The sequence below is a fragment of the Streptococcus sp. P25B114 genome, from assembly GCF_053010325.1.
The window spans coordinates 66,598-81,921 of record NZ_JBRKNW010000010.1; the positions used below are offsets into that span (position 1 = coordinate 66,598).

15 protein-coding genes and 1 rRNA gene are annotated in these 15,324 nt (G+C 42.4%); all 16 read left to right on the forward strand.

Annotated elements, in window-relative coordinates:
• Window positions 1–55 precede the first annotated feature (55 nt).
• Window positions 56–1,171 carry a redox-regulated ATPase YchF gene (ychF, locus tag ACVC7T_RS06385; protein ID WP_105111346.1) on the forward strand — a complete coding sequence of 372 codons (1,116 nt, stop codon included), beginning with the start codon at window positions 56–58 and terminating at the stop codon, window positions 1,169–1,171.
• 162 nt (window positions 1,172–1,333) lie between these two features.
• A complete protein-coding gene (pth, locus tag ACVC7T_RS06390; protein ID WP_105122454.1) occupies window positions 1,334–1,903 on the forward strand; it encodes an aminoacyl-tRNA hydrolase in 570 nt (189 codons plus the stop codon).
• Window positions 1,903–5,394: a transcription-repair coupling factor gene (gene mfd / locus ACVC7T_RS06395; RefSeq protein ID WP_447262660.1), complete on the forward strand. Its 3,492-nt coding sequence runs from the start codon at window positions 1,903–1,905 to the stop codon at window positions 5,392–5,394. The genes pth and mfd overlap by 1 nt, the downstream gene beginning before the upstream one ends.
• A 184-nt stretch (window positions 5,395–5,578) precedes the next feature.
• On the forward strand, window positions 5,579–5,851 hold the full coding sequence (locus ACVC7T_RS06400) for an RNA-binding S4 domain-containing protein (RefSeq protein WP_105111349.1): 273 nt from the start codon (window positions 5,579–5,581) through the stop codon (window positions 5,849–5,851).
• The gene (locus ACVC7T_RS06405) at window positions 5,838–6,209 is read left to right on the forward strand and encodes a septum formation initiator family protein (protein WP_105111350.1); all 372 of its coding nucleotides are present in this window, start codon (window positions 5,838–5,840) and stop codon (window positions 6,207–6,209) included. Before ACVC7T_RS06400 ends, ACVC7T_RS06405 begins: the two co-directional genes overlap by 14 nt.
• Window positions 6,206–6,334 carry an SP_0009 family protein gene (locus ACVC7T_RS06410; RefSeq protein ID WP_254610581.1) on the forward strand — a complete coding sequence of 43 codons (129 nt, stop codon included), beginning with the start codon at window positions 6,206–6,208 and terminating at the stop codon, window positions 6,332–6,334. Before ACVC7T_RS06405 ends, ACVC7T_RS06410 begins: the two co-directional genes overlap by 4 nt.
• 12 nt (window positions 6,335–6,346) lie before the next feature.
• Complete coding sequence (locus tag ACVC7T_RS06415) at window positions 6,347–7,627, forward strand: serine hydrolase (protein ID WP_172023502.1); 1,281 nt, start codon at window positions 6,347–6,349, stop codon at window positions 7,625–7,627.
• Window positions 7,627–8,895: a tRNA lysidine(34) synthetase TilS gene (tilS, locus tag ACVC7T_RS06420; RefSeq protein WP_447262661.1), complete on the forward strand. Its 1,269-nt coding sequence runs from the start codon at window positions 7,627–7,629 to the stop codon at window positions 8,893–8,895. The genes ACVC7T_RS06415 and tilS overlap by 1 nt, the downstream gene beginning before the upstream one ends.
• A 6-nt stretch (window positions 8,896–8,901) precedes the next feature.
• Window positions 8,902–9,444, forward strand: coding sequence for a hypoxanthine phosphoribosyltransferase (gene hpt, locus ACVC7T_RS06425; RefSeq protein WP_105111353.1), 543 nt, complete (start codon window positions 8,902–8,904; stop codon window positions 9,442–9,444).
• 21 nt (window positions 9,445–9,465) lie between these two features.
• Window positions 9,466–11,430, forward strand: a complete 1,965-nt coding sequence (ftsH, locus tag ACVC7T_RS06430) for an ATP-dependent zinc metalloprotease FtsH (protein ID WP_105160700.1) — start codon at window positions 9,466–9,468, stop codon at window positions 11,428–11,430.
• Between the two features lie 173 nt (window positions 11,431–11,603).
• Window positions 11,604–12,554: an Rpn family recombination-promoting nuclease/putative transposase gene (locus ACVC7T_RS06435; RefSeq protein ID WP_447262662.1), complete on the forward strand. Its 951-nt coding sequence runs from the start codon at window positions 11,604–11,606 to the stop codon at window positions 12,552–12,554.
• Between the two features lie 10 nt (window positions 12,555–12,564).
• Window positions 12,565–12,828 (forward strand): hypothetical protein, encoded by a 264-nt coding sequence (locus ACVC7T_RS06440; protein WP_447262663.1) that lies wholly within the window; start codon window positions 12,565–12,567, stop codon window positions 12,826–12,828.
• Window positions 12,829–12,838: 10 nt separating this feature from the next.
• Window positions 12,839–13,054, forward strand: a complete 216-nt coding sequence (locus ACVC7T_RS06445) for a hypothetical protein (RefSeq protein WP_447262664.1) — start codon at window positions 12,839–12,841, stop codon at window positions 13,052–13,054.
• Between the two features lie 253 nt (window positions 13,055–13,307).
• Window positions 13,308–14,042, forward strand: a complete 735-nt coding sequence (locus ACVC7T_RS06450) for a hypothetical protein (RefSeq protein WP_447262665.1) — start codon at window positions 13,308–13,310, stop codon at window positions 14,040–14,042.
• A 59-nt stretch (window positions 14,043–14,101) separates the two neighbouring features.
• A complete protein-coding gene (srtB, locus tag ACVC7T_RS06455) occupies window positions 14,102–14,944 on the forward strand; it encodes a class B sortase, LPKTxAVK-specific (protein ID WP_447262666.1) in 843 nt (280 codons plus the stop codon).
• A gap of 321 nt (window positions 14,945–15,265) precedes the next feature.
• Window positions 15,266–15,324 (forward strand): 16S ribosomal RNA (locus ACVC7T_RS06460); the annotation flags it as partial.

Sequence of the window (15,324 nt, forward strand, 5' to 3'; positions counted from 1 at the left end):
CTCTACTTTCTGCTATAATAGTCATGATTGAATTTTTATATGGAGAACTAAGAATATGGCTTTAACAGCAGGTATCGTCGGTTTGCCAAACGTTGGTAAATCAACCTTATTTAACGCAATTACCAAAGCAGGAGCAGAGGCTGCCAACTATCCTTTCGCGACCATTGATCCAAACGTGGGAATGGTAGAGGTGCCAGATGAGCGCTTGACCAAGTTGACAGAGTTGATTACACCAAAGAAAACCGTGCCGACCACCTTTGAATTTACAGACATTGCCGGTATCGTAAAAGGTGCCTCAAAAGGGGAAGGTTTGGGAAATAAATTCTTGGCCAATATCCGCGAGGTGGATGCCATTGTTCACGTGGTTCGTGCCTTTGACGATGAAAATGTCATGCGGGAGCAGGGGCGTGAAGATGCCTTCGTTGATCCGCTTGCTGATATTGATACGATTAACCTAGAATTGATTTTGGCTGACTTGGAGAGTATCAACAAACGCTATGCGCGTGTGGAGAAGATGGCTCGTACCCAGAAAGACAAGGATTCTGTGGCAGAATTTGCAGTCCTCGAAAAAATCAAGCCCGTCTTGGAAGATGGTAAATCAGCTCGTACAGTAGCTTTTACAGACGAAGAGCAAAAAATTGTCAAGCAGCTTTTCCTCTTGACCACCAAGCCAGTCCTTTATGTAGCTAACGTTGATGAGGACAAGGTCGCTGACCCAGACGGCATCGAGTATGTTCAACAAATCCGCGATTTCGCAGCGACAGAAAATGCAGAAGTGGTAGTCATTTCAGCGCGTGCCGAAGAAGAAATTTCGGAACTCGACGACGAGGACAAGGCAGAATTCTTGGAGGCAATCGGTTTGACTGAGTCTGGTGTTGACAAACTGACTCGTGCAGCTTATCATTTACTTGGTCTTGGTACTTACTTTACAGCAGGTGAAAAAGAAGTCCGTGCTTGGACCTTCAAGCGAGGTATCAAGGCGCCTCAAGCGGCCGGTATCATCCACTCAGACTTCGAAAAAGGATTTATCCGCGCCGTAACCATGTCCTATGATGATTTGATGCACTATGGCTCTGAGAAGGCTGTTAAAGAGGCTGGACGCCTTCGTGAAGAAGGTAAGGAGTACGTGGTCCAGGATGGGGACATCATGGAGTTCCGCTTTAATGTCTGATGCCTAATATTCGCTTATTCGTTGTTATCTCGTCTTGCCGTACTATCAGTACTGCCTGTGACTTTGATGACTAGACTAAGCAAATGTTTAGCAATCAAAAAACAACTATAAAAATAGTAGGTTGGAAAGACTTCCAACCCTTTTGGTGTTTAAGGAGAAAAAATGACACGATTGATAATAGGTCTAGGCAATCCCGGTGACCGCTATTTTGAAACCAAGCACAATGTCGGCTTTATGCTGATTGATAAGATTGCAGCGCGTGAAAATGTGATATTTACGCACGATAAGATTTTCCAAGCGGACCTTGCAACGACCTTTATTGACGGAGAGAAGATTTTTCTGGTCAAGCCGACGACCTTTATGAATGAATCGGGTAAGGCAGTGCATGCGCTGCTGACCTACTACGGACTGGATGAGACTGATATTCTGGTGGCCTATGATGATTTGGACATGGCTGTTGGAAAAATCCGTTTTCGTCAAAAAGGCTCTGCCGGTGGCCACAATGGTATTAAGTCTATCATCAAGTATCTAGGAACAGATCAATTTGACCGCATCAAGATTGGCATCGGTCGTCCCAAAGGCAAGATGAGTGTGGTTCATCATGTTTTATCTGGATTTGATACGGAGGACCGCATTGACATTGACCTAGCTCTTGAAAAACTTGACAAGGCTGTCAACTTCTATTTACAGGAAGATGACTTTGATACCATCATGAGAAAGTTTAACGGCTAATGAACATCCTGGATTTATTACACCAAAATAAGCAAATCAATCAGTGGCAGGCAGGACTGAATAAATCCACTCGCCAACTCATCCTAGGACTATCAGGAACCAGCAAGTCCTTGGTCATGGCAACTGCCTTTGATAGCTTGGCAGAAAAGATTTTAATTGTGACGGCGACCCAAAATGAGGCCGAGCGCTTGGCAACAGACTTATCAGCTATTATTGGTAGTGACTATGTTTACAACTTCTTTACAGATGACAGTCCTGTTGCCGAGTTTGTTTTTGCCTCCAAAGAGCGAACCCAGTCTCGAATTGATAGTTTGAATTTCCTACAAGACAAGACTTCATCAGGGTTTCTGGTAGCTAGTATGGCTGCCTGCCGTGTTTTGCTACCTAGTCCTTCTGCCTATCAATCTGCTAGATTAGAACTTTCAGTTGGTCAGGAAATGGAAGTTGACACCCTTGTCAAGTCACTTGTCAATACAGGTTATAAGAAGGTTTCTCGTGTCTTGACCCAGGGAGAATTTAGCCAGCGAGGAGACATCTTAGATATTTATGATATGCAGGCTGAGCATCCTTATCGTCTGGAGTTTTTCGGTGATGAAATAGACGGCATACGAACTTTTGACGTCGATAGCCAGAAGTCTCTGGAAAATTGTGAACAGATTTCCGTTTCACCAGCATCAGAAATGATTGTGACAGAAGAGGACTACCAACGAGCTATTCCTATCATTCAGAAAACGATTGAGCGTTCCAATCAAGAAGAACAGATTTCCTATCTCAAGGAAGTCTTGGCAGACATGCAGTCTTCCTACCGTCATCCGGATCTCAGAAAATTCCTGTCCTATCTATATGAGGATAGCTGGACTATTTTGGATTATCTTCCAAAAGGTTCACCTATTTTTCTAGATGATTTCCATAAAATTTCTGATAAACAGTCCCAGTTTGAGAAAGAAGTTGCGGATGTCTTGACACAGGATTTACAGAATGGTAAATCAGTGTCAAGTTTGAATTACTTCGCGTCAACCTATGCTGATTTGAGAAAATACAAGCCAGCCACCTTCTTTTCTAGTTTCCAGAAAGGTCTGGGCAATGTCAAGTTTGACGGACTTTATCAATTTACTCAGTATCCCATGCAGGAATTTTTCCACCAAATTCCGCTTTTAAAAGATGAACTGGCTCGCTATGCCAAATCAAACAATACGGTCATTATCCAGGCTTCTTCTGAAACAAGTTTACAAGCTTTACAGAAATCTTTACAGGAATACGAGATTCATTTACCAGTCCATTCAGCATCACAATTAGTCGCTGGGCAGCAGCAAATCACCGTCGGTCAGCTGTCAGCTGGTTTTCACCTTATAGATGAAAAGCTGGTTGTCATCACTGAAAAGGAAATTTTTAATAAGAAAATCAAGCGCAAAATCCGCAGGACAAACATGTCCAATGCGGAGCGGATTAAGGATTATAGTGAGCTTTCAGTCGGAGATTATGTAGTCCACCATGTTCACGGAATCGGTCAGTATTTAGGGATTGAAACCATTGAAATATCGGGTGTTCATAGGGACTATGTTACTGTGCAATATCAGAATGCTGACCGCATTTCCATTCCAGTAGAGCAGATTGACCTCCTGTCAAAATACCTGGCATCAGACGGCAAGGCACCTAAGGTCAATAAGCTAAACGACGGTCGTTTCCAAAAGACCAAGCAGAAGGTGCAAAAGCAGGTTGAAGACATTGCGGATGATTTGATTAAGCTCTATGCAGAGCGCAGTCAGCTCAAAGGTTTTGCCTTTTCACCTGATGATGCCAGTCAAGAAGAGTTTGACAACTACTTTACACATGTGGAAACCGATGATCAACTTCGCTCGATTGACGAAATCAAAAAGGATATGCAGAAGGATTCGCCCATGGATCGGCTCTTGGTCGGGGATGTTGGATTTGGTAAGACAGAAGTAGCCATGCGGGCAGCCTTTAAGGCGGTCAATGATGGCAAACAGGTTGCAATTTTAGTGCCGACAACGGTCCTAGCCCAGCAACATTTTGCAAATTTCCAAGAGCGATTTGCTGAGTTTCCTGTTAATGTTGACGTGATGAGCCGATTCAAGACCAAGGCAGAGCAGGAGAAAACGCTGGAGAAGCTCAAAAAAGGCCAGGTGGATATTATCATTGGTACGCATCGCCTACTCTCCAAAGATGTGGTATTTTCCGATTTAGGTTTACTGGTCATTGACGAGGAGCAACGCTTTGGTGTCAAGCACAAGGAACGCCTTAAAGAGCTGAAAAATAAAATTGATGTCCTGACCTTGACCGCAACTCCTATACCTCGGACCCTGCAAATGTCCATGCTTGGAATTCGTGATTTGTCTGTTATTGAAACACCACCAACTAATCGCTATCCTGTCCAAACCTATGTCATGGAAACCAATCCAACAGTCATTCGCGATGCCATTATCCGTGAATTAGACCGTGACGGACAGGTTTACTATCTTTACAATAAAGTTGACACCATTGAGCAAAAAGTTTCAGAGCTGAAAGAGTTGGTTCCAGAGGCCAGCATCGGTTATGTTCACGGACAAATGTCTGAAATTCAACTGGAAAATACCCTCTATGCCTTTGTGGAAGGGGAGTACGATGTTCTCGTTACGACTACCATTATTGAAACAGGGGTTGATATTCCAAATGCCAATACCCTCTTTATTGAAAATGCCGACCATATGGGACTGTCAACCCTCTATCAACTTCGTGGTCGTGTCGGCCGTTCCAATCGTATCGCCTATGCCTATCTCATGTATCGGCCTGAAAAGTCCTTAACAGAAGTGGCTGAAAAACGCCTAGAAGCCATCAAAGGCTTTACAGAACTGGGGTCTGGCTTCAAGATTGCTATGCAGGACCTGTCCATCCGCGGTGCGGGAAATATTCTCGGTGCAGCCCAGTCTGGCTTTATTGACTCAGTCGGCTATGAAATGTACTCTCAGCTTTTGGAACAGGCCATTCTTGAAAGGCAAGGTAAAGCTGGCCAGCGTCAGAAGAGTAATACGGAAATTAATTTGCAGATTGATGCCTATTTGCCGAGTGAATACATTTCAGACCAGCGTCAAAAAATCGAGATTTACAAGCGGATCAAGAACATTGACAGCCGTGTAAACTATCAAGAATTGCAGGAAGAGTTGGTCGATCGCTTCGGAGACTATCCGGATGTTGTAGCTTATTTGCTAGAAATTGGTCTCCTCAAATCTTATCTGGACCAGGTTTTCTGCCATAGTGTCCTTAGAAAGAAACAGCAGATTACAATTTCCTTTGAGCCCATGGCTGGTCAAATTTTCCTGACCCAGGATTATTTCCAGGCCCTATCGGTGACCAATCTCAAGGTCCAAATTGCAGAGAATCGGGGCCGTTTAGAAGTAATTTTTACCCTTCAAAAACAGAAGGATTATGAAATCTTGGAGGAATTGATCCAATTCGCAGAAAAATTGGCCCAAATTAAGTTAAGTAAAGGTTGATTGTGCCGAACTGTTTAATTCATTGAATGCATCAATTCTCATTTTCTTCGCAGGAGTAGTCATTTCAGCACTCATATTTTGGTGAGAGAGTTTCCAAACTCTCTTTTTACATTTTGGTAACAAAGTTATCCTATTCTACCAAAAACTTTAAAAAATGATATAATATTTAGTTGAGGTAATTCAAATGAGACTAGATAAATATTTAAAAGTATCCCGTATTATCAAGCGCCGGACAGTTGCAAAAGAAGTGGCAGACAAGGGCCGTATCAAAATCAACGGAATTTTGGCAAAGTCTTCAACGGATGTCAAAATCAATGATCAAATCGAAATCCAATTTGGAAACAAACTCTTGACAGTCAAGGTCTTGGAAATGAAAGACTCGACCAAGAAAGAAGACGCTCTGAAAATGTACGAAATCGTTAGCGAAAAAAGGATAGAAGCAGATGAAAAAATCTAAGGTTCTCCAAATCAGCAATCGTTTTATTGATGCTGAGAAGGAAAGATTTCACCGCAAAGAGCTAGAAAAACAGCAAAAAAACCGTTTTTTAGCGACGGTCATTGTCTTGGTGATTTTTCTCTTTATGTTGCCAACCTATAATCTAGTGGCTACTCATCAGAAATTGAAGCAAAATGAAGCCAAACTAGTTGAATTGGAAAATCAGTACAAAGACCTTTCTCGTGAGAAGGAACTTCGTGACGCCCTAGTCAAAAAATTGCAGGATGAAGAATATGCTGCAAAATATGTCCGTGCCAAGTATCAGTTTTCAAAAGATGGCGAGTTTATCTACAATATTCCAGGATTGTTGCCCAAATGACAGAAGATTTATTAAAAAATGTTGAGTTATTTTTGTCCTATTCCGATGACAAATTAGAAGAACTCACTGAAAAAAATCAACAGCTAAAAGTGTCCGTTGATCCACAACAAGAAATTTCCAAATAGAAAGAATGGAGAATGAAGGAAAAATTAGTCATACTCCTCTTGCCAATTTTATTTTCTGCAACCATTGTGGACAGCACAGAAGTCCCCTTTGAAATCACGCAAGAAGAGTACGTAACTTTCAATCAAAAAGAATACCAACCCATCTTTCATAGCCTACCTAGCAACCCGATTTCCCTGACAGAACTCCATGTGTTTAAGGATATGGACCTGACCCACTATAGTCACAAGATAGGGCCTGATTCCAGTTTGGAACTAGCAGGTTTAGAGGTAAATAACCACCACCAGCAGGTATTCACACTATCGGATGGCACCTATGTTTTGGCTAGTCAAGACCAAGTAGCAGATGACAGGATTTTAAACCAGGTAGGTCTTGAACAGACCTATTGGACCAAGGAGAATACTCGAATTTTAACTAGTCCTGTTTCTACAAAGCAGGATGAAAAAGAAAGTACTCTTCCTCCTTATCAGCCTGTTCAGGTTGACACACTCGTGGAGACACCGAGAGGTCAGTTTGTTCAGATTGTCGGCAAGGGCTGGGCTCTACTTGACCACTTGTCAACCCAAGATAATAGGATGGAAGGAGTTCAAAAACTCCTAGACACAAAATACAACAAAGACAACTACTCTATATATGTCAAGCAAGTGTCAAGTCAGTTAGAAGCAGGTATCAATCAGGATAAGATTCTATATGCAGCCAGTGTTTCTAAGCTTCCTACACTCTATTATGCCCAAAAACAAATTGATTTAGGGCGTTTTAAATTGACAGATAAGGTCAAGTATGTAAAGGAGACAGAGGACTTTGATGGAGCCTATGACCCTGCAGGCAGTGGATCCATCAGCAAGCGAGTTGACAATAAAGAATACCAAGTTGACGACCTGCTCAACCGTATCGCCAAAGAGTCTGACAATGTCGCAAGCAATATTGTCGGCTACTACCTGGCTGACAAGTTTAATCAGCAGTTTTACGATGACATCACCTCCATCACTGGTCAAAAATGGGACATGGTTACACGTGAAACATCTCCAAAAGTAGCTGGACTAATGATGGAAGCTATTTACCATCAAGGTGGGTTCGTACTTGATAGTCTCAAGGAAACCAGATTCGATGACCAGCGCATTCCCAAGGACATTCCGGTTCCGGTGGCCCATAAGATAGGTGACGCCTATGATTTCAGGCACGACGTGGCTCTGGTCTATACAGACTCACCCTTCATCTTGTCCATCTTCACGGACAAGGCAAGCTACGACGACATTTCACAAATTGCCAAGGATATTTACGAGATTTTAAAGTAATGAAAGAAAGATTTATAAAAGTGACACGCCAAGGTCACTTTTTTGATAAACACAGAAAAGTTTTGGTGGCTGTATCCGGTGGACTGGATTCCCTGACACTTTTGCAGCTCCTATACGACAGCAGGGAGAAGCTAGATATTGAACTAGGCATAGCACATATCAACCACCAGCAACGACCAGAATCCCAGGAAGAGGAGCGCTATATCAAAGAATTAGCGACTCAACTACGACTTCCTGTTTATATTTCACATTTTCAAGGAGTTTTCTCGGAAAATGCTGCGCGGAAATGGCGCTATGACTTTTTCAAACAAGTCATGGACCAGAAAGGCTATACTGCTCTGGTCACGGGGCATCATGCGGACGACCAGGCTGAGACAGTTTTCATGCGGATTCTCCGCGGCAATCGACTGCGTCACATCTCAGCGATTCAGCCAGTCCAAGACTTCGGACCTGGCCAGCTGATTCGTCCCTTGCTGACCTTTCAAAAATCCGATTTTCCAGCAACAGTTCATTTTGAAGATTCTAGCAATACCAGTCCAGCTTATTTACGAAACCGTATCCGAAATACCTATTTGCCACAATTGAGACAGGAAAATCCTCAGCTGGATAAGAATCTCCTCCAGTTAGCATCCGAAAGCCAACAGTTGGTCCAAGCCCTGCGTGATTTGACCAAAGATGTAGAAATCACCAACCTCCAACATTTTCAGCAGCAAACCCAGGCTATACAAAGTTTTCTTCTGGAAGAATATTTAGAACAATTCCCAGACCTTCAATTGACAGCTGCTCAGTTTGACCAAGTCCTCCATATTTTACGATCCAAGGCCAATTATCGTCACAGCCTAAAAAACGGCTACCAATTAGAAAAAGATTATCATCAGTTCTGCATCAGCAAAATCCAACCTCAGACGGATGAAGCACTAGCTCCCCTTGTGATAGAATCAGACGGTATCTTCACTTATGGGGACTACCTATTTTCCCTCAATCAACCACTGGAAGATGCCCAACAAATCCTTTATCTGCAACCAGATAGCCCCATTACCTTACGCAGCAGACAGGCAGGAGACAGCATTCTCATAAATGGTGTTCAGAAGAAACTCCGTCGCTGGTTTATTGACCAAAAAATTCCTCAGCAAGTACGACAAGAAGCCATAGTTGTCCAACAGGCTGAAAAAATTTATGGAATTGCCAATCTGCTTATCACTGATTTGAGTAAATCTGCAAAAAATGGTATAATGAAAGCTATCTTATATATCAAACAGAAAGAGTAAAACATTATGTTGGATAATGATATTAAAAAAGTTCTCGTTTCAGAAGAAGAAATCATTGCGAAAAGCAAAGAGTTAGGTCAAATCTTGGCCCAGGATTATGCAGACAAAAATCCTCTTCTTGTGGGTATTTTGAAAGGATCTATTCCTTTCATGGCTGAATTGATGAAGCATATCGATGCCCACGTAGAGACAGACTACATGGTCGTTTCTAGCTACCACGGTGGTACAGAAAGTAGCGGTACCGTAAAAATCATCAAGGATTTGGACAATAGCGTCGCTGGTCGTCACATTATCTTTGTAGAGGACATTATTGATACTGGCCGTACCCTGAAAGAACTCAAGGAGCTTTTTGCCCTCCGTCAAGCAGCTTCTATCAAAATTGCGACTCTTTTGGATAAACCAGAAGGCCGTGTTGTTGAAATTGAGCCAGACTATACCTGCTTCACTATTCCAAATGAATTTGTAGTCGGTTTTGGTCTAGATTACAACGAAAATTACCGTAATCTTCCTTATGTTGGAGTACTGAAAGAGGAAGTTTATACAAAATAGAAAAGGTTTCCTACTATTATTATGAACAATCAACCAAATAAAGGATTTATAAAAAATCCTTTTCTCATTATTCTTGTCATTGCGACTCTTTTGACAGCCTTCCAATTTTTTAACGCTGGCAAACAAGTAACAGTGCAAGAAATTCCCTATTCTCAAGTCATTACCGAGCTTAAAAATGATAATGTATCAGAACTAACCTACCAGCCTGATTCAAGCGTTATCGAAATTACAGGTAAGTACAAAAAGGAACAAACAGCCAAAGACGAGCTAGCCTCTTCTATTAAATTGTTCCAAGTTTCAGAGACAATCAAGTACAAAAACTTCAAATCTCTGATTTTACCTTCCGAGACAAATCTATCAGAACTTCAAACCCTGGCCAATGAAAAAGGGATTAAAGTTACGATAAAGCCTGAAAGCTCCAATAGTCTCTGGTTTAGCATTATCCTCAACTTCCTTCCCTTGATTATTTTCGGTGGATTCTTCTTCATGATGATGAATCAAGGAGGCGGAGGTGCCCGAGGCGCTATGAACTTCGGTCGTAACAAGGCCAGAGCCTTTGAAAAGAACAATGTCAAGGTCCGCTTCTCAGACGTAGCAGGTGCGGAAGAAGAAAAGCAAGAGTTGGTCGAAGTTGTTGAGTTTCTGAAAGATCCAAAACGATTTACCAAACTCGGTGCCCGTATTCCAGCAGGTGTCCTCTTGGAAGGGCCTCCAGGGACTGGTAAAACCCTTCTTGCCAAGGCAGTAGCCGGCGAAGCAGGTGTCCCATTCTTCTCGATTTCTGGTTCAGACTTCGTTGAAATGTTTGTCGGTGTCGGTGCCAGCCGTGTTCGTTCCCTCTTTGAAGACGCTAAAAAAGCAGCTCCAGCCATCATTTTCATCGACGAGATTGATGCTGTCGGTCGCCAACGTGGTGTCGGCATGGGCGGTGGTAACGATGAGCGTGAGCAGACCCTCAACCAACTCCTGATTGAAATGGATGGTTTTGAAGGAAATGAAGGCATTATCGTTATTGCAGCTACAAACCGTAGTGATGTTTTAGACCCAGCTCTTCTTCGTCCAGGTCGTTTTGACCGCAAGGTCTTGGTTGGTCGTCCAGATGTCAAGGGCCGCGAAGCTATTCTCAAGGTGCACGCCAAGAATAAACCGCTGGCTGATGATGTTGATTTGAAATTGGTTGCCCAACAAACACCAGGTTTCGTCGGAGCCGATTTGGAAAATGTCCTCAACGAAGCTGCTCTTGTTGCAGCACGACGCAATAAAACCGTTATCGACGCTTCGGATATTGATGAGGCGGAAGACCGGGTTATCGCCGGACCTTCTAAGAAAGACCGTCAGATTTCAGCTAAAGAGCGTGAAATCGTTGCCTACCATGAGGCAGGTCATACCATTGTCGGCCTTGTCCTATCAAATGCACGTGAAGTTCACAAGGTTACTATTGTCCCTCGCGGTCGCGCTGGTGGTTATATGATTGCCCTTCCTAAAGAAGATCAAATGCTTCTATCTAAGGAAGACATGAAGGAGCAATTGGCAGGACTCATGGGTGGTCGTGTGGCAGAAGAAATTATCTTTAATACTCAAACCACAGGTGCCTCAAATGACTTTGAGCAAGCAACGCAAATGGCGCGTGCTATGGTTGCTGAATATGGTATGAGTGAAAAAATGGGACCAATGCAGTACGAAGGTAGCCATGCTATGTTCGGTGCCCAAACTACTCAAAAATACATTTCTGAACAAACTGCTTACGAACTGGACACAGAAGTACGTAATCTCCTGACAGAAGCCCATAACAAGGCAGCTGAAATCATCCAGGACAACCGTGAAAAACACCAGTTGATTGCAGAAGCCCTACTCAAGTATGAAACATTGGACAGCGTTCAAATCAAATCGCTCTATGAAAAAGGTAAAATGCCTGAAAAAACAGAGCACGATGAAGAAGATGTTCACCCCCTTTCATACGATGAAATCAAAGAAAAAATGAAATAATTCAAGAGAGAAATCGCAAGGTTTCTCTTTTTTTCTCCTTATAAATACGAATAAATAAGATAGAGGACCATGTCCCACATTATCAACCTTGAACTTTTTAATGAAAACTGCTAAAATATAAGTAGAAAATAGTTTGGAATGTTCAAGGAATTCTATACTTAAGGAGAAAACCTATGCGACATACCAGACTCAAACCCACCTACGACACCGTAGCAAAAAAAATCTTCCAAAATAAGGAAGTTACCAAGCACTTTATAGCAGATATATTAGACCTACCTGTCAAATCCGTAGAATTACTAGACGGTCACCAGATTCGCCTACCACAGGACGGACTGCCGAGAGGATTTTATACCGTCACAGATATCTTGGTTGAGCTGGATGACGGCACGCAAGTCATCATTGAAATCCAGATTGTCAAGCAACGGTCCTTTGTGAATCGGCTATGGACCTATATTTGTAGCCAGGTGCATGATAATTTTGAAAATATCCGCAAGGAATTTCAGGAGACACATTTGATCCATGAACGGCTTTATCCGGTCTACGGTATCGCCCTTTTGGAGAAAAATTATTTCCCAGACGATAAGGCCTTTCATATCTTCTCCATTCGAGAAGAAACCACTAATCAAGAACTAACCATCAAGCTAAAGGATAGTCCCAAGGACCACAGCTTGCTCAAAATGGCTTTTCTAGAGTTGGACAAATACCAGCCCGAAACTTTCGATAAAAACCAGCTTAAGAAATGGTTTGAATTTTTTGGGAACCGAGAATTTACAGCTCCTCTAGATAAAATCATCCACCAAGCCGAGCATGCCCTGGACTTCGCCAGCTGGAGTAAGGAGGAACAAGCCATGTTCAATGACGAATTAGACATTCTAGAAGTTAATTATAGTAGAATCTACTGGGCAAGAGAAGAAGGTCGCGAAGAAGGTCGCGAAGAAGGTAGAGAAGAAGGTAGAGAAGAAGGCAGAGCAGAAGGTCGTGAAGAAGGACAACAACAAGCCAGCTACTCGATAGCACGCAATTTATTGTCAGCCAATCTATCCCCAGAGCTCATTGCGCAAAGTACGGGTCTTTCCCTGTCCCAAATTCACGATCTCCAAGGCGAGCTACTAACCAATAGTTGAGGAACAAGCCATGTTCAATGACGAATTAGACATTCTAGAAGTTAATTATAGTAGAATCTACTGGGCAAGAGAAGAAGGTCGCGAAGAAGGTCGCGAAGAAGGTAGAGAAGAAGGCAGAGCAGAAGGTCGTGAAGAAGGACAACTTCAAGCCAGCTATTCGATAGCACGCAATTTATTGTCAGCCAATCTATCCCCAGAGCTCATTGCCCAAAGTACGGGTCTATCCCTGTCCCAAATTCACGAGCTCCAAGGCGAGCTACTACCCAATAGTTGAGGAACAAGCCATGTTCAATGACGAATTAGACATTCTAGAAGTTAATTATAGTAGAATCTACTGGGCAAGAGAAGAAGGTCGTGAGGAAGGTCAACTTCAAGCCAGCTACTCAATAGCGCGCAACATGCTTACTAAGCACATGTCGAACGAGGATATAGCAGAATTGACAGCACTCCCCCTCACAACCATCGCCCAGCTCCGCAGTCAATTAGAAACCGGAGCTTAATCAATAACAACTATAAAGCCAAAAGATAATTTAAGATAAGATAACAGTCTTTCTTTTTAGTAAAGTAAATCACTCAATATAGTTGTCATTGTTACACCCTATCCATTCATATCAAATAATCACAAGTAACTTTTTTTAAAAAATCCTTAAATTTTTTTAAAAAACTCTTGACATAGATAAAAAATCAGCTTATAATATAGGTATCTGCAGTAGCAGTAAAAGAAAAAAAGAAAAAAATAAGGAGTTTTTTATCATGAAAAAAACATTCGTAACTTTGGCTACAGTTGCAGCATTGGTTGCAGCAGCAGCTCCAGCAGCTACTACATTGGCTAACGGTGACACATTTATCAAACAAGAACAAGGTGCTGAAGCTACTGTAGCTCTTATTGGACGTGAGTACGCAGCAGTGGTTGCAGATGCAAACGTTGCTTATGCAAAACTTACTAAAGCAGCAGCTGACACTTTTACAGCTGAACAAAACCGTGATTATTTAGCTACGTTTGTTACTGAATTCAAAGCTAAGTTAACTAGCGCTGAATCAGATTTGAAAAAAGCAAAGGAAAATGCAGGTCGTCAAGGTGATACAAATGATGTAGATCCAGCAATTAAATCACAAGAAGTTTTGAATGCAGAAGCAGCGGTTGAAACTGCTAAAGCAGCAGTTGCTACAGCTGAGCGTCAAGTTGCAGAAGCAGAAGAAGTTGTTGCTGGATATAAAGCTACTCAAGCTGCATACCAAGCAGAACTTGATGCACTTGTTGCTAAGAAAAACGAACTTTACAACAAATTCCTCGGTGCAGGTGCAACTGCAGAGCAAATCGCAGCAGCAGAAGCAGGTGCAGCAGCTCCAGCAGGTAACGGTGCAGCAGAAGCAGGTGCAGCAGCTCCAGCAGGTAACGGTGCAGCTAAGCCAGCAGCTAAAACTGTAGCAGCGGCTAAAACTGGTACTGGTTCTAAAACACTTCCAAAAACAAGCGCAGCTAAATAATTAGTCTAAGCTATCATAGATAAAGTTGCCCGAGGGCAACTTTATTTTTTAGGTGATTTATGAAGAATACAAAAAACAAAAAATATATAGTAGCCTTGTTAGCCTTTCTAGCTGTTGCTGGGATTGCCCTTTCAGCTTTCTTCGGCCTTCAAGGTGGAAAAAACTCTACTGCATCAGGAAACAACCAGCCAAGCTCAAGCCAGCAGGCAACATCATCGTCATCTGCAACATCCTATCAGATTTCAGAGGAAGAAAAGGCAGCCCTTAAAGAGCAATTTGACGGTCTCAAAGGGGTTAACCCTGATACCATTGCCTATGTCTATGCCCCAGGTACCAACCTAGATGAGCCAGTTGTCTATAGTGGTGATAATACAACCTACTTATCAAAACTCTTTGATGGGTCCGGTGAAGACCCATACATGGGGACAGTTTTCATGGATATGGACAACAAGACAGACTTTAGTGACAAGTTGACCTGGCTTTTTGGACATGCCCGTGGCTCAAAAGTGCCGGATAGCCGTATGTTTAACGATGTCAACTTCTACGATGATCAGGCCTTCTTTGATGCTCATCCCTATGTTGTCGTCCGTACTCCGGAAAAAGTTCATTACTATCAGGCCGCTTTCATGATTATTGTTCATGAGTCGACAGCCTTCTATCGCACAAGTTTCGATAGCGACCAACAGTTCGAAGAGCAGTTGACAGCAGTTCGTGAAGGTGCAGTAGCAAAAAATGATAATATTGAGATTAAAGCATCAGACAACTACCTGGTTCTCTCAACTTGTCGCGAAGATGACGTAACCATTCGTGCCAACCTCTACCTCCGTGAAATCCCTGAGTCAGAGCTCGGAGACTTCCTTGCAGAACATAAAGATGAACTAAATTACGTTCCAACACGCTAATCACTAAGCTGGTCACATGACCGGCTTATTTTTTTCAAAAAAGTGTTCAAAAGCTATTGACAGTATTAGCTATAGATGATAGAATAATGAAGTTGTCTCGTGAGGGACTGTTGGCGAAGTAGAAACGAAAAAAAGTTTCAAAAAGTAGTTGACAGGAAATCACGGATGTGATATACTGATATAGTTGTCGCAAGGACGACAAGACCTTTGAAAATTAAAGAAGACGAACCAAACGTGCAGGGTGATTTATAGAAATATAAATCGTCAATGACAAAAAAACAATAAACGGATAAGCCAGAGTGCTTAGTCGGACAAACTAATTTTAATGAGAGTTTGATCCTGGCTCAGGACGAACGCTGGCGGCGTGCCTAATACATGCA